At 48.0% G+C, this 21,288-nt stretch carries 20 protein-coding genes; 1 reads left to right on the forward strand and 19 read right to left on the reverse strand.

Annotated features, from left to right (window positions below):
- Nucleotides 1-33 precede the first annotated feature (33 nt).
- The 7 genes from fabG to RBB45_RS11590 all read right to left on the reverse strand — a co-directional run bounded on the left by fabG (nt 34) and on the right by RBB45_RS11590 (nt 7,725).
- On the reverse strand, nt 34-777 hold the full coding sequence (fabG, locus tag RBB45_RS11560; protein ID WP_094767483.1) for a 3-oxoacyl-[acyl-carrier-protein] reductase: 744 nt from the start codon (nt 775-777) through the stop codon (nt 34-36).
- On the reverse strand, nt 774-1,721 hold the full coding sequence (fabD, locus tag RBB45_RS11565) for an ACP S-malonyltransferase (RefSeq protein ID WP_009795949.1): 948 nt from the start codon (nt 1,719-1,721) through the stop codon (nt 774-776). Before fabD ends, fabG begins: the two co-directional genes overlap by 4 nt.
- Before the next feature lie 32 nt (nt 1,722-1,753).
- A complete protein-coding gene (gene plsX, locus RBB45_RS11570; RefSeq protein ID WP_224950262.1) occupies nt 1,754-2,755 on the reverse strand; it encodes a phosphate acyltransferase PlsX in 1,002 nt (333 codons plus the stop codon).
- A gap of 37 nt (nt 2,756-2,792) precedes the next feature.
- On the reverse strand, nt 2,793-3,362 hold the full coding sequence (fapR, locus tag RBB45_RS11575; protein WP_009795951.1) for a transcription factor FapR: 570 nt from the start codon (nt 3,360-3,362) through the stop codon (nt 2,793-2,795).
- 108 nt (nt 3,363-3,470) lie between these two features.
- Nucleotides 3,471-5,519, reverse strand: coding sequence for an ATP-dependent DNA helicase RecG (gene recG, locus RBB45_RS11580; RefSeq protein ID WP_371931575.1), 2,049 nt, complete (start codon nt 5,517-5,519; stop codon nt 3,471-3,473).
- A 144-nt stretch (nt 5,520-5,663) separates the two neighbouring features.
- Complete coding sequence (locus tag RBB45_RS11585) at nt 5,664-7,346, reverse strand: DAK2 domain-containing protein (protein WP_009795953.1); 1,683 nt, start codon at nt 7,344-7,346, stop codon at nt 5,664-5,666.
- A 16-nt stretch (nt 7,347-7,362) separates the two neighbouring features.
- Complete coding sequence (locus RBB45_RS11590) at nt 7,363-7,725, reverse strand: Asp23/Gls24 family envelope stress response protein (protein ID WP_009795954.1); 363 nt, start codon at nt 7,723-7,725, stop codon at nt 7,363-7,365.
- Between the two features lie 314 nt (nt 7,726-8,039).
- Between RBB45_RS11590 and rpmB the strand changes: the two genes are divergently transcribed.
- Nucleotides 8,040-8,228 carry a 50S ribosomal protein L28 gene (rpmB, locus tag RBB45_RS11595; protein ID WP_009795956.1) on the forward strand — a complete coding sequence of 63 codons (189 nt, stop codon included), beginning with the start codon at nt 8,040-8,042 and terminating at the stop codon, nt 8,226-8,228.
- A 162-nt stretch (nt 8,229-8,390) separates the two neighbouring features.
- On the opposite strand, the gene spoVM is transcribed toward rpmB, so the two are convergent.
- The 12 genes from spoVM to coaBC form a co-directional block, all read right to left on the reverse strand.
- Nucleotides 8,391-8,471 carry a stage V sporulation protein SpoVM gene (gene spoVM, locus RBB45_RS11600; protein WP_022543708.1) on the reverse strand — a complete coding sequence of 27 codons (81 nt, stop codon included), beginning with the start codon at nt 8,469-8,471 and terminating at the stop codon, nt 8,391-8,393.
- Nucleotides 8,472-8,575: 104 nt separating this feature from the next.
- Nucleotides 8,576-9,220: a thiamine diphosphokinase gene (locus RBB45_RS11605; protein ID WP_224950260.1), complete on the reverse strand. Its 645-nt coding sequence runs from the start codon at nt 9,218-9,220 to the stop codon at nt 8,576-8,578.
- 71 nt (nt 9,221-9,291) lie between these two features.
- The gene (gene rpe, locus RBB45_RS11610; RefSeq protein WP_009795959.1) at nt 9,292-9,936 is read right to left on the reverse strand and encodes a ribulose-phosphate 3-epimerase; all 645 of its coding nucleotides are present in this window, start codon (nt 9,934-9,936) and stop codon (nt 9,292-9,294) included.
- A 1-nt stretch (nt 9,937) separates the two neighbouring features.
- Nucleotides 9,938-10,819, reverse strand: coding sequence for a ribosome small subunit-dependent GTPase A (gene rsgA / locus RBB45_RS11615; protein ID WP_009795960.1), 882 nt, complete (start codon nt 10,817-10,819; stop codon nt 9,938-9,940).
- Nucleotides 10,820-10,839: 20 nt separating this feature from the next.
- Complete coding sequence (pknB, locus tag RBB45_RS11620) at nt 10,840-12,816, reverse strand: Stk1 family PASTA domain-containing Ser/Thr kinase (RefSeq protein ID WP_224950198.1); 1,977 nt, start codon at nt 12,814-12,816, stop codon at nt 10,840-10,842.
- Nucleotides 12,810-13,571: a Stp1/IreP family PP2C-type Ser/Thr phosphatase gene (locus RBB45_RS11625; RefSeq protein WP_009795962.1), complete on the reverse strand. Its 762-nt coding sequence runs from the start codon at nt 13,569-13,571 to the stop codon at nt 12,810-12,812. The genes pknB and RBB45_RS11625 overlap by 7 nt, the downstream gene beginning before the upstream one ends.
- Before the next feature lie 4 nt (nt 13,572-13,575).
- The gene (gene rlmN / locus RBB45_RS11630) at nt 13,576-14,664 is read right to left on the reverse strand and encodes a dual-specificity RNA methyltransferase RlmN (protein WP_009795963.1); all 1,089 of its coding nucleotides are present in this window, start codon (nt 14,662-14,664) and stop codon (nt 13,576-13,578) included.
- On the reverse strand, nt 14,664-16,010 hold the full coding sequence (gene rsmB / locus RBB45_RS11635) for a 16S rRNA (cytosine(967)-C(5))-methyltransferase RsmB (protein WP_009795964.1): 1,347 nt from the start codon (nt 16,008-16,010) through the stop codon (nt 14,664-14,666). Before rsmB ends, rlmN begins: the two co-directional genes overlap by 1 nt.
- A complete protein-coding gene (fmt, locus tag RBB45_RS11640; protein WP_129611794.1) occupies nt 16,000-16,956 on the reverse strand; it encodes a methionyl-tRNA formyltransferase in 957 nt (318 codons plus the stop codon). The genes rsmB and fmt overlap by 11 nt, the downstream gene beginning before the upstream one ends.
- Nucleotides 16,953-17,438 (reverse strand): peptide deformylase, encoded by a 486-nt coding sequence (def, locus tag RBB45_RS11645; RefSeq protein ID WP_035403535.1) that lies wholly within the window; start codon nt 17,436-17,438, stop codon nt 16,953-16,955. Before def ends, fmt begins: the two co-directional genes overlap by 4 nt.
- Nucleotides 17,439-17,508: 70 nt before the next feature.
- Nucleotides 17,509-19,917: a primosomal protein N' gene (priA, locus tag RBB45_RS11650; RefSeq protein ID WP_009795967.1), complete on the reverse strand. Its 2,409-nt coding sequence runs from the start codon at nt 19,915-19,917 to the stop codon at nt 17,509-17,511.
- Nucleotides 19,914-21,119 (reverse strand): bifunctional phosphopantothenoylcysteine decarboxylase/phosphopantothenate--cysteine ligase CoaBC, encoded by a 1,206-nt coding sequence (coaBC, locus tag RBB45_RS11655; RefSeq protein ID WP_101550640.1) that lies wholly within the window; start codon nt 21,117-21,119, stop codon nt 19,914-19,916. Before coaBC ends, priA begins: the two co-directional genes overlap by 4 nt.
- Nucleotides 21,120-21,288: the final 169 nt, after the last annotated feature.

A 21,288-nucleotide genomic window follows, 5' to 3' on the forward strand; every position in this document is an offset into this window, starting at 1 on the left:
AACAATTTTTTCTTTTGTCTGCTGAAGAGGCTTCTACATCACCATTCCGCCGTCAACATGGAGGGTCTGCCCTGTCATGTAGCGGCTGTCCTCAGAAGCCAGGAATAAGGCTACCTTTGCAATATCTGAAGGTTCGCCAAGCCGTCCGAGGGGGATTCCTGACAGCATCTGCTCTTTCACTTCTTCATTAAGCTTGTCTGTCATATCAGTCGAGATGAAGCCAGGGGCAATTGCATTGACGGTAATTCCCCTTGTAGCCAGTTCTTTTGCAGAAGTTTTTGTCAAGCCGATGACGCCTGCCTTTGCGGCAACATAGTTGGCCTGTCCAGGGTTGCCGCTGACACCGACGATCGATGATACATTGATGATCCTGCCGCTGCGCTGCTTCATCATTTGCCTTGTTGCCGCCTTCGTGCAAAGGAAGACACCTTTGAGATTGATGCTGATGACTTCATCCCATTCTTCCTCTTTCATTCTCATAAGAAGATTATCGCGGGTGATGCCTGCATTATTGACAAGAATATCAATGCTTCCGAATTTTTCGATTGTCTCTTTCATCATGGCCGTTACAGCCTCACTGTCTGATACATCTGCCTTTACAGCAAATGCGTCACGGCCGAGCGCCTTAATTTCTTCAACAGTCTCGTTAGCTTTTGCTTCGCTTCCTGAATAGTTGACTGTCACATTGGCTCCTTGCCTCGCAAGCTCCAATGCAATTTCGCGGCCAATTCCCCTGGAAGCGCCTGTTACGATCGCTGACTTGCCCTCAAGCTTCATTGCGGTTCCCCCTTTAATGCCTCAATTGCAGCCGCACAGCTTGCTTCATCTGAAACAGCATATGTTTTGGCTGAGCGGTTTACTTTTTTAACAAGCCCTGATAAAACTTTTCCTGGGCCGATTTCAATGAATGTATCGACTCCGAGGCCGATCATCCTTTCAATAGAATCCTCCCACAGCACCGGGGAATAGAGCTGCTGGACAAGCTTTTCTTTAATATCCCCTGATTCCGTCATTTCGGCGGCACTGACATTGGAGATGACTGGAATTTGCGCATCGGAAACCGTGATGCTGTCCAGGACACCCCGCAAATTCTCTGCTGCCGGCTTCATCAGAGATGAGTGGAACGGTCCGCTGACATCAAGCGGAAGGACCCTCTTGGCGCCTGCTTCTTTCGCTTTTGCAGAAGCTTGCTCAACGCCCTGCCTGGAGCCGGATATTACGATCTGGCCGGGGCAATTCAGGTTTGCCAGCTGTACCGGATGTCCTTTCCCTGAAATTTCCTCTGTCACCGCACGCAGTTCATCCCTGCCGAGGCCGAGGACTGCTGCCATCGTGCCTTCACCGTTTGGAACCGCCGCCTCCATGAACTCGCCTCTTTTTCTTACCGCATGCACCGCGTCTTCAAAAGAGATGCTGCCTGCAGCGACAAGGGCAGTATATTCACCAAGGCTGTGTCCGGCTGTATAATCAGCTCTGATTCCTGACTCACGGAACTTAGCGAGAATGGCAATGCTTGTCGTCAAAAGCGCCGGCTGGGCATTGACCGTTAATGTCAGTGTCTCCTGCGGCCCTTCAAATATCAGGCTTGATAGCTTATCATTCAGCCTTTGGTCTGCCTGATCAAAGACAGCTTTTACTTTATTATCTGATTCTGCCAAAGATTTCCCCATGCCAACAGTCTGAGAGCCCTGGCCAGGAAATAAAAATGCAATTTTCCCCATTTTCTCTTCTCCTTTTCAAAGAAATCTGCAGGCTATTCCCTGCCTGTTGCAGGCAGCTTTTCTGCTGCTGCCTTTATTGTTTCCGCCACATTATTCTGCACCATTTCACGTGTCTGCCTGACTGCGCTGTAGAGCGCATTTCTGTCAGAGGAACCATGGGCCTTGATGACAGGAGCGTTCAGTCCGAACAGCCCGGCTCCGCCGTACTCCGAATAGTCCATCTTTGATTTCAGCTGGACAAGGTCCGGCTTCAGCACTGCTGCTGCCATTTTGCTCTTCAGGCTGCTTGTCATCGCCTCTTTCATCATTTTAAAGACGGATAAGGCGGTGCCTTCTATCGTCTTCAGAACCATATTCCCTGTAAATCCATCAGTGACGACAACATCTGCCGCACCTTCCAGGAGATCCCTTGCTTCTACATTCCCGACAAAATTCAGTCCGGCATCTTTGATCAGTCCAAATGCATTCTTGGCCAGTTCATTTCCTTTTTTTTCTTCTGTGCCGATATTTAAAAGGCCTACTCGGGGATTGGAGATGCCCCTGACTTTTTCGCAATATATCGATCCCATGACGGCATACTGCAGAAGGTGCTCAGGTTTGGCATCGACATTTGCCCCTACATCAAGCAGGAGGAATCCCTTGCCATCTATTGTCGGCAAAGTCGGCGATAATGCCGGCCTTTCAATGCCCTCAATCCTTCCTACAACGAATAACCCTGCTGCCATCAGTCCGCCTGTATTCCCGGCTGAAATGCATGCATCCGCATTGCCATCAGCGACCTGCCTGGCTGCGAGGACCATAGAAGCATCCTTCTTCCTCCGCACTGCCCTGACCGGTTCATCGGTGCCAAGGATCATCACTTCTGTATGGATGATTTCGATCCGCTCACTCACTGTGAGATGCTCCCTGATTCTCTTTTCGTCACCGACGAGTGTAATATGTATGTCCTTGAATTCTGCTGCAGCCTTCATGGCCCCGAGTACAATTTCCTTTGGGGCATTGTCTCCGCCCATTGCATCTATCGCTATCTTCATCATTCTGCATCATCCCCTGCTTGTTAACGGATTATTTTCATGCTTCTCTGTGGGAACGGAACATGTCGAACTCGCCTTTGAAAACCAGTTCATTGTTCGCAAAGCTTGAAACCTCTACAAGTGTCCTGCCAGAGCTGTTGTCGATCTTAACGACTTTTGCTTTTGCGATTACCCTCTCATTCTGGTGTACTGAGCGGGTAAACTGTATGCTCGCTTTAGCCGTTAGTGCCAGCTCGTCATTTATGACAGCGACAGCCAGTGAATTGGCCTGTGCAAAAAGGTGGTGGCCTCGGGCAATCCGGTTCCTTTTGAATACATGCTCTTCTTTTACATCAAATATAGAAATCGCCGTATTATCAAGTTCTATGTCAATGATTTCCCCAATGACTTCATCTATGGGAAGAGATTTTACTTCATCCTCGAAAGATTTCTCCGCAACATTTTTGATCCTTTCCCTCAGCTCGGGAATGGAAAGCTCGAGACGGTCGAGCCGGATGGTCTGGACGCTGACTGAAAAACGGTCGGCCAGATCCTCGTCTGTAATGAAGGGATTATCCTTTATCGTTTCAACCAGCAGCTGCTGGCGTTCTTTTTTATTTTTTCTCATATCCTCCACCGCCGAGATATTAAGACTAGGTACTAATAGCAGTATATACAAAAAAAAAGCAGAGCGCAAGGCAGAACTTTTCCGTTCTGTCTCCGTCTGCTTCCCGCTTCAATCAAGCTTTTCCCCATGGAATACGCCTGTATTTTTAAGATATTCCCTTAGCATCCCATATTCCGGACCTTCCCAGAAGATGCTGGACTGTATCAGCTTCGATGCATCATTCCGCGCCGTTTCAAGAGCGCGGTAGTCATGGACCATATCTGCCACCTTGAATTCAGGCATGCCGCTTTGCTTGCGGCCGAAAAAGTCTCCAGGCCCCCTCAGTTCCAGATCCTTTTCACTGAGAACAAAGCCATCATTGGTCTCAGACATGATTTTCATCCGTTCTTTCCCGACCTCTGATTTTGGATCGGCAAGGAGGATGCAATAAGACTGTTCGCTTCCCCTTCCGACCCTTCCTCTCAGCTGGTGCAGCTGGGACAGCCCGAATCTCTCTGCATCATAGATTACCATAATGGTAGCATTAGGCACATTGACCCCAACTTCAACGACAGTTGTAGATACAAGGATCTGTATCTCGTTGCGGCTGAAATCTTTCATCACTCCATCCTTTTCCTCTGGATGGAGCCTGCCATGCATCAGCCCTACTTTATACCGGTCCTGATAATAGAATGTCAGATTGCTGTGGACATCGATTGCATTCTGGACATCCAGCTTGTCCGATTCCTCAATCAGCGGGCAAATGACGTATGCCTGCCTTCCTTTGGAAAGCTCCTTCTCCATGAATTGGAGAATCCGGTCCAGCATTTCCTGCTTTGCCCAGTAAGTTTCGATTGTCTTCCTGCCTGCAGGCATCTCATCAATAATAGATACATCCATTTCCCCGAACACCGTTATGGCAAGCGTCCTTGGAATCGGAGTTGCTGTCATGAACAGGACATCAGGGCTTTCACCTTTTTCACGGAGCACCCTGCGCTGTTCTACGCCGAACCGGTGCTGTTCGTCTGTTATGACAAATCCGAGCCGCTTGAACTCGACTTCCTGCTGGATGAGGGCATGGGTACCGATCAGAACATCAATTTCCCCTTCCGAAAGCCTGGCTAGGATCTCTTTTCTCTTCTTTCCCTTGACAGAGCTTGTCAGCAGCTCACACGACAGGCCCTGAGGCTCCAGCAGCTCTTTCAGCGATTTCTCATGCTGCTCGGCAAGTATCTCTGTCGGGACCATCAGTGCCCCCTGATAGCCTGCTGTTGCTGCTGCATATAAACCGATGGCAGCTACGACCGTCTTGCCGGAGCCTACATCACCCTGCAGGAGCCTGTTCATCCGGTATGGGGATTTCATATCAGACAGGATTTCGTTCACTACTCTTTTTTGGGCTCCAGTCAAAGGAAAGGGAAGCGATCCGATGAATTCTTTCAGCTTTTTCAAGTCATACGTCTGGACAATCCCTTTTGACTGTTCACGCTCGAATTTTCTGAGCGCCTGCATTTTAAGCTGGAAATATAAAAATTCTTCATAAACAAATCTGCGCCTTGCCTGCTTCAAATCCTCGGGTCCGCCCGGAAAATGCATCGCCCTGAGGGCATCTTTCCTGTTCAAGAGCTTATACTGCTCAAGAAGCCGCTCAGGCAGTGTCTCCGCAATACTGTCAGCATACTGGCTGAACGCCATGCCAATGAATCTGCGGATGCCTTTTACCGTAATGCTGCCTTTCACTGCGTATACAGGTTCGAAATCCTTGGAAGCTGCATTCTCCCCAAGATGAATTTCACTGGCGGAAATCATCTGGCGGTGCTGATCCCACTTCCCGGTAATCGTGACAGAATCATTGATGGCAAACTTCTTTTTTAAGTAAGGCTGGTTAAAAAATACCGCCTGGATCAAATAACGGCCGACAAGGACTCTTATCGTCAGGCGCGACCGTTTTCTCCCATAATAAGTCAGCAAAGGCTCGCTGTGGATTTTTCCCTCCACTGTAACCCTTTCCTCATGCTTGACTTCTGACAGGTCTTTAAGCCGGTAGTCCTCATAGCGGAACGGGAAATGCTCCAAAAGGTCGCCGACAGTAAAAATATTCATATCTGCCAGTGCTTCAGCGGTCTCTGCACCTATTCCTTTTATACTTGTAACTGGTTCGTTCAACATATTAATCACCTGATTTCGATTATACTTTATAGGAGAATATGACTGTGGATGCATCCGGGGATCTCTATTTGGGAGCTTCGGCAAGTTTCGGGGGCATTGCCTGCCTGCATAGATAGAAATAGAAGGGGCATCCCCTTCTATTTCCTGGTAAGGCTATTCGATTGAAAAGATGAAAGCGTACAATGGCTGTTTGCCGTCATGCACTTCAACTTCTATGTCTTCGTATTCTTTTTCCAGGAAGTCTGCAATGGCCTCCAAATCTGCCTCGGATGCATCCTCGCCCTTAAGGATTGTAATAATTTCAGCATCCTCATCAATCATATGTGTGAGGAGCTTTTTGGCTGATTCAGTCTTATCCTTATCTTTGACAACGATTTTGCCATCAGCGATTCCCATGAAATCTTCTTTTTCGATTTCAAGGCCGTCGATGCTCGTGTCACGGACAGCAAAAGTGATCTGTCCTGTCTTGACATGGCTTAAAGCCTCGCTCATGCCGCTTTCATTGTCCTGAAGGCCTGCACCAGGATTGAAAGCAAGCAGTGCAGCCATACCCTGCGGCACAGTTTTGGATGGAATGACAACAACGTCTTCCTCTGCTACCTCGGCGGCCTGCTGGGCAGCCATAATAATGTTCTTGTTGTTCGGCAGGATGATGATCTTTTTGGCATTCGCATCCTTTATGGCCTTAACAATGTCCTCGGTGCTCGGATTCATTGTCTGGCCGCCTTCAATGACAACATGGGCGCCAATGCTTCTGAAAAGGTCAGCAATGCCGCTGCCCATAGACACAGCTACAATGCCGTATTCAAGCTTCTCGTTTGTTTTGGCAGGTTCTCCGGTCCTTAGCGGGGTATGTGTCTCACCCACTATGTTTGTGTGCTGCTGGCGCATATTTTCAATTTTCATATTCACCAGGCTGCCATATTTCTGGCCATAGCTCAGCACATCTCCGGGCTGCTCAGAATGAATATGTACCTTCACCAGTTCTTCATCGGCAATCACCAGAAGAGAATCCCCGAAACGGCTTAAATCCTGACGGAAAAGATCTTCAGAAAAGTTTTTTCCGTTCAGTTTTTCTTCTTCAAGCTTAACCATGAATTCAGTGCAATAGCCGAATTCAATATCTGCCGTATTGATATGCCCCTGGACTGATTTATGATGTTCGGCATTTACCATTTCATCCATGCTCGGAAGAGAGGCAGGTGCGTCAGGAAGCTTTTCGCCCTTCAGCTCAGCAAGAAAGCCTTCGTAGACAAATACAAGGCCTTGCCCGCCGCTGTCCACAACGCCGACTTCCTTCAGAACAGGCAGCAGGTCAGGCGTCCTGTTCAGCGAAGCTTTTGCTTCCTTCAGGACTTCCTCAAGGACTTTGATAATATCGTCCTCGCTTTGCGCAGCCTGGACACCCCTTTTGGCAGAATCCTTTGCAACGGTCAGGATCGTCCCTTCAACCGGCTTCATGACAGCTTTATAGGCGGTCTCGACACCAGTATTCAGCGCGTCTGCAAACTCGCTTGCTGTAATTTCAGACTTTTGCTCAATTGCTTTAGAGAAGCCGCGGAACAGCTGTGACAGGATGACACCCGAATTCCCGCGGGCACCCATCAATAATCCTTTTGAAAGGGCAGTGCCCACTTTTCCAATATGCGCCTGGACATTATTCCTGACTTCCTTCGCTCCGGAAGTCATCGATAAATTCATATTGGTTCCTGTATCTCCATCAGGAACCGGGAAAACGTTTAGCGCATCTACATATTTGGCATTAGAGGATAAGTGGTTTGCACCCTGCATCACCATTTCCGCGAAACGCTTTCCATCTAAAACTGTAATTGACACAAATCTTTCCTCCTCACTACGGGTTCGTTACACGAACTCCCTGAACGTAAATATTAACCGAGTCAACGGCAAGTCCAACAGTTTTATCAAGGGTGTACTTTACTTTTGATTGCACGTTGTGGGCAACCTCGGAAATTTTCGTTCCATAACTCACAATAATATACATATCGATATGTACTTCTTCGCTTTCCTGGCGCACAATCACACCGCGTGTAAAGTTTTCCTTGCGCAGAATATCGGTAAGCCCGTCCTTAATCTGGTTCTTGGAAGCCATCCCTACAATGCCGTAGCAGTCAACAGCTGCGCCACCGGCAATAGTAGCAATCACATCATTAGATATATCAATTTGCCCGAATTTCGTTTTTAATTCAATGGACATGAGTCGTTCCCCCTTTGGAAATTGCTCCTTGACTAAAGTCATTTTACTATATCAAGGGTAAATTTAAAAGCTATACTTCCCCTTTCTTATTATAGGGCAGCTTCCCGTATACTATGTCAAGGAAATTTTCTTGAAAGGTTGCATCACAACTATTGCATTCATTTGGGTTGTATGATAAATTATTAAAGTATCTTTTAATGCCGAAAAACATACTCGTTACTGTTTTTCCATTACTTAGATTGAGCAATATGATCATTGCAAATGAAAGCATGAAAAAATAGTTTCAAGCTTTGTGAGTTAGGAGGGAAATATACATGCCACGCAAATGTGTCGTAACAGGTAGAAAAACAACTTCAGGCAATAAGCGTTCCCACGCTATGAATGCAAACAAGCGTACTTGGGGAGCTAACCTTCAAAAAGTTCGCATCCTTGTAGACGGTAAGCCTAAACGTGTTTGGGTTTCTGCAAGAGCGCTTAAATCAGGTAAAGTAGAACGAGTGTAACAGCTCGAAAAGGACATCCCGCGGATGTCCTTTTTTATTTCTCCGTCCCCGCAAAACCGCACTTGCTTCTATATCCTTCCTTGCAAAAAAAATCAGCATCCGCTGTCCGGATGCTGCTGAAGGTGTGGTATTTTTGTACGTTCTGCTATGGATCTATCACTTTTATTCCTTTTTGAAGGTTCCTAGCATCGCGCGGACAAGTCCGCCTAAAAACTTCGGCAATTTAATCGTATAAAACTTCATGGATATGTCCCTCCTCGCCATCTAACCGCAAATCTCTCTGTCCTCTTTTGCGCCCTTACCATCATATTCAAAAGATTAAGATGAGTACACTTTGTTTAAGACTTTTAATCATGACTCCTTATCACCATTATTATGCCTTCGGTAAATGAAAAAGTACCATAATCATGATTAAGTTCGTTACTAATGCACAGGGTAGACCCGAGCGGGACATATTTATTTTTCAGCGGATATTTAAAGCCTACGAGCGTCAGGTCCTTTATATGGCTCGTCACCGGGACGAAGGAGACATATTTCATATTCTCCAAGGGCAGGACAGTATAAGCCCCCGGGCCTTTGGCATAAATGATATTTCTGCTGTCTATCAGCTCGATATGGGTGCTAGCGCCTTTCAGGAGCGGCCCGATGAGGAGCTGCACATTGCCAAAGAAGTGGTCGAGGCGCCCCCCGGTCCCTCCATATATTTTGATGGCTTCGGGTTCCTGCTTCAGTGCCCAGATGATGGCAAGCTCCATATCGGTTTCATCTTTCTCAGGGTTGAACAGCCGGACTTTCTTTACAGCTTCCCGGATTTTCATCATCTCATCGGGAGATACTGAATCAAAGTCGCCGAATGCGGCCTGCGGAACAATTCCTTTTGAGAGCAGGGTAAAGACTCCCCGGTCCACACCTGCCCAAATATCCCCTTCATCAGCAGGTACAAGTTCCGGAAGAAGTTCCACCGGCCCTCCTGCAAGTATATGGATAATCAGCGGTATCACCTGTCTTTCTTAAATTAGTTTATAGAAAAGCCAGCCGAATCATTCAGCTGGCTTTTCTTTTTTTATCCTCTAAGTGCTGCGATTGCTTTCGCGCGGTCTTTCTGATTATAAACGGCAGAACCGGCGACAAGGACATTTGCGCCTGCCTCTATACAGAGCTTAGCCGTCTCCTCATTCACACCGCCATCCACTTCAATTTCAAGATCCAGCCCCTGCTCTGCAGCCATTTCTTTTACCTGCCTGATTTTCGGGAGCACCGATGAAATGAATTTCTGGCCCCCAAAGCCAGGATTCACTGTCATCAGCAGGACCATGTCGATATCCTGGATGATATGCTTAAGAGCTTCTGCCGGTGTAGCTGGATTCAGGACGACGCCTGCTTTTACACCATAAGACTTGATAAGATGGATCGTCCGGTGCAGATGCCTGGATGCTTCTGCATGGACTGTAATATAATCGGCGCCTGCCTTGGCGAAGGCTTCGATATACTGATCTGGATTTTCAATCATCAGATGCACATCAAGCGGCAGCTTTGTAATCGGTCTGACTGCCTCTACAATCAGCGGGCCGATCGTGATATTCGGGACAAAATGGCCATCCATTACATCCACATGGATATAGTCGGCCCCTCCCCTTTCTACATCCTTGATTTCTTCTCCCAGCCGGGAAAAATCAGCAGATAATATCGATGGTGCAATCTTAACCATATTAATACCTCGGCTTTCTATCTTTTATTTCCTGGAGGAAATCTTTGTAATGCTCATATCTGTATTGCGGGATCTCTCCGTTGTCAACCGCTGCTTTGACCGCACATTTCGGCTCGGAAATATGCAGGCAGGCACGGAATTTGCAAGCCTCGCTTTTTTCCCTGATATCAGGGAAGCAGAAATTCAGTTCTTCTGCTTCAATATCGGTGAATTCAAGGGAACTGAATCCCGGCGTATCAGCAACAAATCCCTGGCCGATTTCAATCAGCTCCACGTGGCGTGTTGTATGCTTCCCTCTTCCCAGATGTGAGGAAATGATGTCCGTTTTGAGTTCCAGCTCCGGCCTGAGGGCATTGAGGAGAGAAGACTTTCCAACTCCCGACTGCCCTGCAAAAACCGAAATTCCTCTTTCAAGGAAAGGAAGCAGTTCATCAATCCCGATCCCATTTTCTGAAGAAGTCAGCAGCACATCATAGCCTGCGTCCCTGTACGAAGCTGCGTAGTCCTCAATCTTCATTCTTTCTTCTTCATTTACCAGATCCATTTTTGAGATGCAGATAACCGGCTGGATATGGTTAAATTCAACCAGCACAAGGAAACGGTCAAGTAAAGCTGTACTGAAATCCGGTTCAATAGCTGAAAAAACAAGAATGGCCTGATCCACATTGGCAATCGGAGGCCTGATCAGTTCATTTTTTCTTTCTTTCACTTCAAGGATATATCCTTCACTGTCGTTATCTGCCTGATATACGACATTGTCTCCGACAAGGGGTGTGATCTTATTTTTCCTGAACACTCCCCTGCCCCTGCATTGCACAGTTCTTTCGCCGCTAAGCACATAATAGAATCCGCTTAATGCCTTAATGATTTTGCCTTCAGGCATACAAACACTCCTAATTCTTTTTAGTTCCCGGGATAATCGACTTCTTCATCAATAATCTGCTGGCTGTTTCTCAGAACTTTATAATACGCTTTGCTGCCTTCCTGTATCAATAGTTCCATATTATACTTACGTTCTTCCGTAATGTAGAAGGTATCAAAAGGCGCTGTCATCTTATTATTCATATCTTCCACAAGGATCTGGATTTCCTGCGGTTCCCCTTCTTCCTCAGGCTCATATGGTATCGTGATTTCTATGGGCACTGTTTTTGGAGGAATCTCTTCCTTGCCTTTTGAGAAGGTGACTGACAGGCCTGAACCTTTGCCAAGCTCAGTTCCTGCGGGCTGCGACTGGCTGATGACGAGGCCTTTTTCAACTGTATCATGGTACTCTTCTTTTGATGTATCGATCTTCAGTCCCGTTGATTCAGCATAATCCTGAACTCCCTTTAGATTCAGACCAGTAAGATCCTTCAGGACAATGGGTGCGGGTCCACTGCTTACGGTGAACTCGATCCCGGTTTCGCCAGGGATTACTTCTTCCCCTTCACCGATTGACTGCTCAAGGATTGTACCTTCAGGCTCATCCTCATTATTGGCGTCCTCCCGGGTGATTTGTGTAAAGCCCTCTTTCTCGAGGAGGCTTTCGACCTCTTCAAAGGATCTTCCGGTATAGTCCGACATTTCAAACTTCTCTTTCCCGGAACTTAAATATATCGTTATACTGGATTCTTCCTTCGCCATCCTGCCGGCTTTCGGATCGGTTTTGATAACGAGTCCCTCTTCTACCTCTTCATCATTAATCTCGACCGGATCTTCCACCTCAAAACCTGCTTTTGTCAGTATGGATGTGGCATCCTCAATCGTTTCCCCTGCCACATCAGGAACCTCGATTTCCTTTGGCAGAAACAGCTCAGGAAGGACTGTCAGGGCCAGTACTCCCATTACAACAAAGAAGAGAAAAAGAGAAACAAGGACAATCGGCCACTTCTTCTTCTTTTTCTTATCTTTCTTTTGTTTTTTGGCAGCAGGAGCCGGACCCGCTGAAGAGCCTTTATCATCTTTTTCATGCACGCGCGTTTCGTCCATATTCTGATAGGGACGATCGCTTGTGATCACCGGAATCGCTTTGGTGGCATCATCATCATCAGGCACCGAAAATTTCTTCTCATTCATTCTGCCCGGTTCAAGGGCGGTCCTGATATCTTCCTCCATATCCTCTACATTTTCATACCGATGGAAGGGGTCCTTCGCAGTTGCCTTCAGGACGATATTCTCAACGCTTTGGGGAATAGACGGATTCCACCTTCTTAATGAAGGGGTTTCGGACTGAAGATGCTTAAGCGCGATGGAAACCGCCGACTCTCCTGAAAACGGCAGCCTGCCGGTCAGAAGCTCAAACATCACAATTCCAAGGGAGTATATATCCGATTTCTTATTGGCCATCCCCCCTCTTGCCTGTTCAGGGGATAGATAATGGACAGAGCCAAGCACAGAGTTGGTCTGGGTGATGCTTGTTGAACTCAGGGCCATGGCAATCCCGAAATCTGTAATTTTCACATTCCCGAGCCGGTCAACCAGGATATTATGCGGCTTGATGTCCCTGTGCACAATATGATGCTGATGGGCGTGGGAAATAGCGGAAAGAAGCTGTTTCATAATATCCAGTGCCGTGTCAACGGGTACAGGGGAATGCTGCTGTATATACTGTTTGAGTGTTTGCCCTTCCACATATTCCATGACAATATAATAGATTGAATCTTCTTCGCCGACGTCATAGATGCTCACTATATTCGGATGTGCGAGGCTTGTAGCCGATTGCGCTTCACGGTGGAATCTCCTGATGAATTCATCATTTTCAGCAAAATCCAGGCGCAGGATCTTTACGGCCACATCGCGGTCCAGGATCATGTCATGCGCCAGATAAACATTCGCCATCCCTCCGCCGCCGATCATATCCAAAATCTTATAGCGGCCGCTTATTCTTTTACCAATCAGCATTCTGTATCACCAGAGCTGCCGGCATCCATGAACTCGACAATCACAAGGGTGATATTGTCCTCACCGCCGTTGTCATTGGCAAGCCGGATCAGATCCGCTGCCTTATCATCGAGCTTTTTCTCCCCGGCAAGGATTTCATGCATCTCCTGCTCTGAAACCTTATTTGTCAATCCATCCGAACTGAGAAGCAGCAGATCTTCTTCCTCAAATACGATGGTCCTGGTGTCCATCTGTACCTTTTCTTCTGTTCCAAGTGCTCTCAGCAAAACATTCTTCCGGGGGTGATGCTCTGCATCTTCTTTTGTAATCTGGCCTGACCGGAGGAGCTCATTCACAAGGGAATGATCTTCTGTCAGCTGCTTGAACCCAGATTCATTCAATATGTAACCCCTGCTGTCGCCAATATTGGCAATGGTGGCAAACAGGCCGGTCGCAATGGCGGCAACAATGGTCGTCCCCATGCCCTCGCATTCACTGTTATTCTTTGAATGTTCGAACAACAGGGCATTCACTTCTCCGATATTGGTCCTCAGCCATTCTTCAGCCTGCTCAGGTGTCTCAATCCCTGCATTGCCTTCCCAGAGCTCCTTCAGCTTCAGGAGGGTCATCTCACTGGCAACGTCACCCGCACGGTGGCCGCCCATGCCATCGGCTACGATGGCAAGGCGCTGCCCGCTGCGGTTGACAAAAATTCCGCCGTTATCTTCATTATGCTGACGGATCTTTCCCCTGTCCGTCATAAAGACAGCTTTCATTCTGTCACCTCGTCTCTTCTTTGCGCTCCTTCGCACGGAGCTGGCCGCATGCTGCATCAATATCATGGCCCTGCTCACGGCGGATGGTCACGTTCACACCTCTGTTCTTCAGCGCTTTTTCAAAAGCAAAGATCTGATCCTTCGGTGTTCTTACATAATCCCTTTCAGGCACATAATTGACGGGAATCAGGTTCACGTGGCATTTCAGCCCTTTAATCAGAGAAGCCAGCTCCTCAGCATGCTCCACCTGGTCATTCACACTCCCGAACAAGCCATATTCAAAGCTTACCCGCCTGCCCGTTTTATCGACATAATAGCGGATGGCTTCCATCAGGTCCGGCAGTTTATATGCACGGTTGATCGGCATCAGCCTGCTGCGGATTTCCGTGTTTGGCGCATGCAGGGAAACTGCGAAGTTGATCTGCATGTTTTCATCTGCAAATTTGTAGATTTTCGGAATGATCCCGCTTGTTGAAACCGTAATATGGCGCGCTCCGATATTGAGCCCGTCATCATGGTTGATGATTCTTAGGAAAGACATCATATGATCATAATTGTCAAATGGCTCGCCGATGCCCATGATGACAACAGAGCTGACCCTTTCATCCGTTTCATCAAGTGCCTGTTGTACTTTTACGACCTGGGCAACGATTTCTCCTGCTTCTAAATTACGTTTTAATCCTCCGAGTGTGGAAGCGCAGAATGTACAGCCTATCCGGCAGCCCACCTGGGTTGTCACACAGACGGAATTTCCGTATTCGTGGCGCATCAAAACGGTTTCGATGGAATAGCCGTCATGAAGCTCGAACAGAAACTTGATTGTTCCATCCGAAGAGGTCTGCTGGATAAGTGTTTTTAATGTCGTCAAGGTAAAGGTTTCATTCAGTTTATCTCTCAAAGCTTTTGAGAGGTTTGTCATATCTTCGAATGATGCCACCCGTTTCTGGTAAAGCCATTCGAAAATCTGGGCGGCACGGAATGCCTTCTCGTTATTTTCCTTGAGCCAATCCTTCAGCTCATCGAGCTGCAATGAATAGATGGATGGTTTTTGCTCGGCTGTCTGCTTCTTCTCTGTTGTTTTAACGTTTTCCACTATTGCACCTTCTTTCTCAGGCTGGCTATATAAAAGCCGTCCGACCCCAGGTCCTGGGGCAATATTTGTAGTTCAAAATCTTTTGCCAATGCTTTCACTGCATCAGGCAGTCTCTCTGCTAAGGAATGGTCGCCGGAGAATTCGGGATGAGAATCAAGGAATTGCCTCACTGCGTTTTCGTTTTCTTCCCGATCCACTGTACATGTGCTGTAGACAAGGGTCCCCCCGTCCTTCAGCAAAGGGGCGACTGCTTCCAGCAGTTTGAGCTGCACCTTCTGCAGGTGCATGATATCTTCTTCTTTTTTAGTGTATTTCATGTCAGGCTTCCGCCTCATTACACCAAGGCCTGAACATGGGGCGTCAAGCAGGATGCGGTCAAAAGAGCCCGCATTGAAGTGTTCCTGTACTGTCCTGCTGTCCATCGCCTTTGTCTCGATATTTGACAGTCCCAGTCTTCTGGCATTGTCAGCGATAAGCTTAACCTTATGTTCATGCAGGTCAAGGGAGATGACTTGTCCTGTATTTCCAAGCTTTTCGGCAATATGGGTTGTTTTCCCGCCCGGAGCGGCACAGGCATCAAGAACATGATTATCCTTTTCTGCTCCCAGGGCATATGCCGCAAGCATAGAACTTTCATCCTGGATGCTCAGATAGCCTTCCTTGAATGCCCGTGAATGAGCAAGATTCCCTTTTTTGCTTTTGACTGCCTCGGGTATGACAGGGCTGGCTTCTACTAGGTAGCCTTCTTCTTCCAGCATCGCCATGCATTCATCCATGCTTACTTTCATAAGGTTGACCCTTCCTGTCTGCATGGGAGCTGTCAGATTAAGCTCGCACATTTCTTTTGCGCGTTCAAACCCGAGCTGGTCGACCCATCTTTTGACAAGCCAGAGCGGATGGCTCGTTTCCATTGCCAGCCTTTCCACACTGTCTTTGATGCTGTCGAGACTGCGGGCACCCTGCCTCTGGAGGCTTCTCAGCACGCCATTCACCATCCCGGAAATACCTTTATGCCCTTTGCGCTTGGCTATTTCCACCGCTTCATAGATAGCGGCACGGTCAGGGATTTTATCCAGATAGATCATCTGGTAAAAAGTGATCCTGAGCAGCTGCCTCACCCAGCTTTCAAGTTTCTTGGGATTCTTAAGGAATGGCTCCATTTGATAATCAAGGGTCATTTTCCTTTGCAGGGTTCCGTAGACAAGCTCAGTAAGGAGCCCGACATCTTTGCTGCTGATATCGTTTTTCTTGATGCTGCTGTTCAGGAGGAGATTGCTGTATGACTGGTTTTTTTCGATCGCTTCCAGCAGCTCTACCGCTGCCTCGCGCACATTTTTATTCGCCATGCTGTTCTCCCAGCACAGTGCCGATGCTCAAGGAAGAGCCTGCACCGCGGAGAAATTGTTCTCCGGACATTTTTTTCTTTCCTGCCGGCTGCAGCTCGGTAATCTTAATGCCGGTCATATTCCCGGCTGCCGCGATAAAGCCATCTTTTTCAATCCCGACAACTGTTCCGGGAAGGGCTTTTTCCTTCAAGCCGACTTTTGCAGAGCTCCACAGTTTCACTACTGACCCGTCAAGAGTGGTAAAAGCAACAGGCCAGGGATTCATGCCGCGGATATGGTTGTATATCTCTTCACCAGTCTTGGTCCAATCTACCTGTTCCTGCTCTCTTTTTATATTATAAGCAAATGTCGCCTCTTCATCATTCTGGGGAATTGGCTCGAGTTCACCCTTTAGCAGCTTGGGAAGTGTCTCTGACAGAAGTGCTGCTCCCGCAGCGCTCAGCTTATCGAACAGAGATCCAGCTGTATCCTGCTCCTCGATTTTAACCTCAGCCTGTGTCAGAATATCGCCTGCATCCAGCTTTTCAGCCATATACATGATGGTGATGCCTGTCTTTTCTTTCCCCTGGATGATCGAATAATGGATTGGTGCGCCGCCCCTCAGCTCAGGAAGCAGGGAAGCATGAACATTGATGCAGCCGTATTTAGGGTAATCCAGCAGCTCCTTCGGCAAAATCTGGCCAAATGCAGCTGTGACAATCAGGTCAGGCTCAAGGGCCAGGATCTTCTCCAGCTCCTCTTTTACGCGGATTTTCTCGGGCTGGTAGACAGGGATTCCCTGCTTTACAGCTTCCGCCTTGACGGGAGGGGGCGTCAGGACTCTTTTCCTGCCGACCGGCCTGTCCGGCTGCGTTACCGCTGCAATCACATTATAGCCTTCCGATATTAATTGCTTTAAGATAGGCACCGAGAAATCCGGTGTTCCCATAAATACGATTTTTGTCATTCGCTTTCCAACCCTTCCAACTCTTCTTCTTCCAGGTATCTGTTCACTTTAGATGTAAACAGGACACCATCCAAATGATCGATTTCATGCTGAATCGCCCTTGCCAGAAAATCATCTGCCTCCAGGGTGAAGCTTTTTCCTTTTCTGTCCTGGGCTTTTATTTTAACAGTGAACGGTCTTGTCACTTCTCCATACAGTCCGGGGAAGCTCAGACATCCCTCAGGGCCTGTCTGCTCCCCGCCTGTTTCAATGATTTCCGGATTGATGAGCTCAATCGTCCCGTTTTCATCATCAATATCAACGACGGCGATTCTTTTCCTGATCCCGATCTGGGGGGCGGCAAGCCCTACGCCGTCAAACTCTATCATCGTATCATACATATCATTCAAAAGCTTCACAAGCTTCTTATCGAATTCAGTAACCGTCTCGCACGGCTCTTCAAGTATCTCTGCTGGATAAGTAACTATTTTTCTAACGGCCAAATCATTGCCTCCAATGTCTTTTTCTCTATTTTCAACAAAATCCCCGAAACTCATAACCATTAATCCCCGTCTACATCATAATATAGGGATTAAGATCAACCGATATCTGCAAACCTGCAGATATCTCCTGCTGATAATGGTCGAGAACCGATTTTAATACTTTTTCCAATCCGGGTTCCCGTTTGTATTTTATCAGACATTGATAGCGATATCTATTATTGATCCGCGGAATCGGCGATGCCACCGGGCCGAGGATGTTAGCCTCCGGGCTCAGCCTTGCTGCAGCAAACTGCGTGATTTTTTCTGTCACCGAAACTGCCTTCATTAAATCTTCATGGCTGACAGTGATGAGCGATATATAATAGAAGGGAGGATATTGATGCATCTTCCTCACCATCATTTCTGTCCGGTAGAAGCTTTCGAAATCCTGCTCACCGGCAAGTTCGATGCTGTAATGCTCAGGCGTGTAGGTTTGTATGACCACTTCTCCCTCCAGCTCATGACGCCCAGCCCTTCCGCTCACCTGTGTCAGAAGCTGGAACGTTTTTTCAGACGCCCGGAAATCGGGGAGGTGCAGCATTGTATCTGCTGAAAGCACACCTACAAGTGTAATATTCGGAAAGTCAAGCCCCTTTGCTATCATCTGCGTTCCAAGGAGGATATCAGCATGCCCCTCCTGGAATTCGTTCAGCAGCCTTTCATGGGAGCCTTTTCGGCTCGTTGTATCAACGTCCATCCTGACGACCCTGGCTTCAGGCAGGATTTTTCCAAGCTCTTCTTCCACTTTCTGCGTGCCTGTCCCGAAATAGCGGATATGTTCGCTTCCGCATTCCGGACATACAGGGGGGACATGATCTTCATGGCCGCAGTAATGGCATTTCATCTGCTGGCTGTATTGGTGGTAAGTAAGGGAGATATCGCAATTAGGGCAATTGACGACATATCCGCAGTCCCTGCACATGACAAAAGAGGAATGTCCCCTTTTATTGAGGAAAAGTACCGTCTGCTCTTTCTTCTCCAGCCTGTCCTTTAATTTTTCAAGAAGCTGGCGGGAGAACATGGAGCGGTTCCCTTCCCTTAATTCTTCCCGCATGTCCACGATTTCCACCTTTGGGAGAGGCTGGCTGTTCATCCTTTTGGTGAGCTCCAGCTTTTTATAGACACCCTTCTGGGCCCTTGCAAAGGTCTCAAGCGAAGGTGTCGCACTCCCGAGGACAACAGGGCAGCTGTGGTACTGAGCCCTTTCAATCGCAGCATCCCTCGCATGATATCTGGGATTCTCTTCCTGTTTATAGCTGTTTTCATGTTCTTCATCAATAATGATGATCCCAAGGTTCTCGAAGGGGGCGAAAACGGCAGACCTTGCCCCGACAACAACCTTCACTTCCTTGCGCTGGATTTTTCTCCACTCATCATATTTTTCGCCGGCAGAGAGCCCGCTGTGGAGGACGGCAACCTGATTCCCGAACCTGCCCTTAAACCTGGTCACCATTTGCGGAGTCAGGGAAATCTCGGGAACAAGGACAATCGCCTCCCGCCCCTGCTCAAGGACGCGCTGAATGGATTGAAGGTAAACCTCGGTTTTTCCGCTGCCAGTGACTCCGTACAGCAGGAAGACATGGTGCTCAGTTTCATTAATGGACGAAAGGATTGGCCTGATGGCCGCATCCTGCTCAGGGGTCAGTGTAAGGGGAGATGTTGCCTCAAAGTTCCGGTCTTCATAGGGATCCCGGTAGACTTCCATTTCTTTTTCAGCAAGTATGCCCTTTTGAACGAGCCCTTTGATGGTGGAAGCGGAAACACCCAGGGCGGGGAGAAGCTCGCGCAATTCAACAGGTCCATTATTAACAATAAAATAATCGATGACCTCTTTCTGCCTGGAAGCCTGGACTGGCAGATCCTCTTTGAAGCTGATCAGCTTTTCCGGTGCAGCAGGGATAATATGCTTCAGCTTCTTCTTCCGTACCTTTTCCTTCACTTCATAGATGACCTCAAGGTTCCCCTTATCCGCTTCTTTCTGCATAAGCGGCAGGAGCCCCGCTTTGGAAGCATCTTCCCAGAGTACCTCGTCCCTGGTTCCAAAAGCACTCTGCACAGCCTCCGGCAAAGAAGCTGTTTCCAAGCCGCCGGCTGGCCTTATCTTTTTCGTATATTTCGCCTTAAGCGCTGCAGGCAGCATCGCCTGGAAGGCGGATATTTTATAGCTGAGAGTATGGCTGGTCAGCCAATTGCCGAGAGAAAGAAGCTCCGTGTTCAGAACAGGCGTCAGGTCCATCGGCTCAATGAGCTCCTTCAGCTTGCCGAAATCAGAGCTGTCCTTTAAGCCGATGACGAATCCCTGTATTTTTCTCGGTCCAAAAGGTACTATGACACGCATACCCGGCTTGATTGCCCCGATAAGGCTGTCAGGGATCTTATAATCAAAGGCCCTGTCAGTCTGTTTGGCCGGCACATCGACTATGACACTCGCAATATTCATCGGTTATCATCCTTTAGCAGAGCTGAGGCTTCTTGCAGGATCCTGGCAGCAGCCTCATGCTTGCTCATAAGCGGCAGCGCTATTGCTCCGCCATCTCTTTTGTATATGGTGATAATATTCGTATCTGTGCCGAACCCTGCGCCTTCAGATTTTACATTATTGGCAACGATCATATCAGCATTCTTTTTGGCCAGTTTCTTTCTGGCATATTCTTCTACATGATCCGTCTCAGCAGCAAATCCAATGAGGATCTGCTGTTTTTTTCTGCGGCCAAGATCCAGCAGGATGTCCTTGGTCCGCTCAAGCTCAAGAACCTGGTCCCCATCCTGCTTCTTCACCTTGCTTTCGTGCACCACTTTAGGGCGGTAGTCAGAAACTGCCGCCGTTTTAATGACAATATCAGCTCCATCAAATACACCATCAACAGCCTGATACATCTCTTCGGCACTTTCGACATCAATGACAGCTGCTCCGGCAGGCTTCGCCAGCGAAGACGGACCTGAAATCAGCGTAACCAGAGCACCTGCCTTCAAGGCTTCTTCTGCAATGGCATAGCCCATCTTTCCTGAAGAATGGTTGGTGATATAGCGTACAGGATCAATTTTTTCCCTTGTCGGTCCTGCTGTCACCACGACTTTTTTGCCTGCAAGGCTTCCGCTGTTCCTGAAAAATCCTTCTATATTGCTGACGATCATTTCCGGCTCCTCGAGACGGCCTTTCCCAACATACCCGCAAGCCAGGTAGCCTTCACCAGGTTCAATGAATCTGCAGCCGTATTCATAAAGCAGTTTGATATTTTTCTGTACTGCCGGGTGGTCATACATATGCACATTCATTGCCGGAGCAATCCAAACAGGCGCAGTCGCAGCCAGGAGCGTTGTTGTGATCATATTATCCGCAATCCCATTGGCCAGCTTGCCGATCACATTGGCAGTCGCCGGTGCAACCAGAATAAGGTCGGCCCAATCAGCCAAATCGATATGGGCAATCACCCTGGAGTCTTTTTCATCAAAAGTATCTATATAAACGTCATGGCGGGAAAGTGCCTGAAAGGTCAGCGGCGCCACGAATTTCACTGCAGACTCACTCATCATGACCTTAACCTCCGCGCCGGCCTGAGTCAGCTTGCTGGTTAGCGCTGCCGCCTTGTAAACAGCAATCCCGCCTGTAACACACAAGAGAATCCTTTTTCCATTCAGCATAAACCGAACCCCCATCCAAACCCAATATTCTAAACTCCATTATGCTCCAAACGAACATATATTTCATCTATTTTATACCGAAATGCGGAAGGCGCTTGTTCAGCCCCGACAAGCATAAGACGCTTCAGGATAGAAGGCGTTCTTTGCCTTCAATCCTGAAGTGGCTTAT

This window comes from Bacillus sp. MMSF_3328, assembly GCF_030733525.1.
Lineage (GTDB): Bacteria > Bacillota > Bacilli > Bacillales > Cytobacillaceae > Bacillus_AB > Bacillus_AB infantis.

Excerpts from the sequence above, each read along its gene's own strand:
- fabG (WP_094767483.1), bottom strand. The coding sequence starts at position 777 with ATGAAGCTTGAGGGCAAGTCAGCGATCGTAACAGGCGCTTCCAGGGGA.
- coaBC (WP_101550640.1), bottom strand. The coding sequence starts at position 21,119 with ATGCTGAATGGAAAAAGGATTCTCTTGTGTGTTACAGGCGGGATTGCT.
- priA (WP_009795967.1), bottom strand. The coding sequence starts at position 19,917 with ATGAATATTGCGAGTGTCATAGTCGATGTGCCGGCCAAACAGACTGAC.
- RBB45_RS11590 (WP_009795954.1), bottom strand. The coding sequence starts at position 7,725 with ATGTCCATTGAATTAAAAACGAAATTCGGGCAAATTGATATATCTAAT.
- RBB45_RS11625 (WP_009795962.1), bottom strand. The coding sequence starts at position 13,571 with ATGAAAGCTGTCTTTATGACGGACAGGGGAAAGATCCGTCAGCATAAT.
- fmt (WP_129611794.1), bottom strand. The coding sequence starts at position 16,956 with ATGACAAAAATCGTATTTATGGGAACACCGGATTTCTCGGTGCCTATC.
- fabD (WP_009795949.1), bottom strand. The coding sequence starts at position 1,721 with ATGGGGAAAATTGCATTTTTATTTCCTGGCCAGGGCTCTCAGACTGTT.
- spoVM (WP_022543708.1), bottom strand. The coding sequence starts at position 8,471 with ATGAAGTTTTATACGATTAAATTGCCGAAGTTTTTAGGCGGACTTGTC.
- pknB (WP_224950198.1), bottom strand. The coding sequence starts at position 12,816 with ATGCTGATTGGTAAAAGAATAAGCGGCCGCTATAAGATTTTGGATATG.
- rsgA (WP_009795960.1), bottom strand. The coding sequence starts at position 10,819 with ATGCCTGAAGGCAAAATCATTAAGGCATTAAGCGGATTCTATTATGTG.
- fapR (WP_009795951.1), bottom strand. The coding sequence starts at position 3,362 with ATGAGAAAAAATAAAAAAGAACGCCAGCAGCTGCTGGTTGAAACGATA.
- rpmB (WP_009795956.1), top strand. The coding sequence starts at position 8,040 with ATGCCACGCAAATGTGTCGTAACAGGTAGAAAAACAACTTCAGGCAAT.
- rsmB (WP_009795964.1), bottom strand. The coding sequence starts at position 16,010 with ATGGCGAATAAAAATGTGCGCGAGGCAGCGGTAGAGCTGCTGGAAGCG.
- rpe (WP_009795959.1), bottom strand. The coding sequence starts at position 9,936 with ATGGTTAAGATTGCACCATCGATATTATCTGCTGATTTTTCCCGGCTG.
- plsX (WP_224950262.1), bottom strand. The coding sequence starts at position 2,755 with ATGAAGATAGCGATAGATGCAATGGGCGGAGACAATGCCCCAAAGGAA.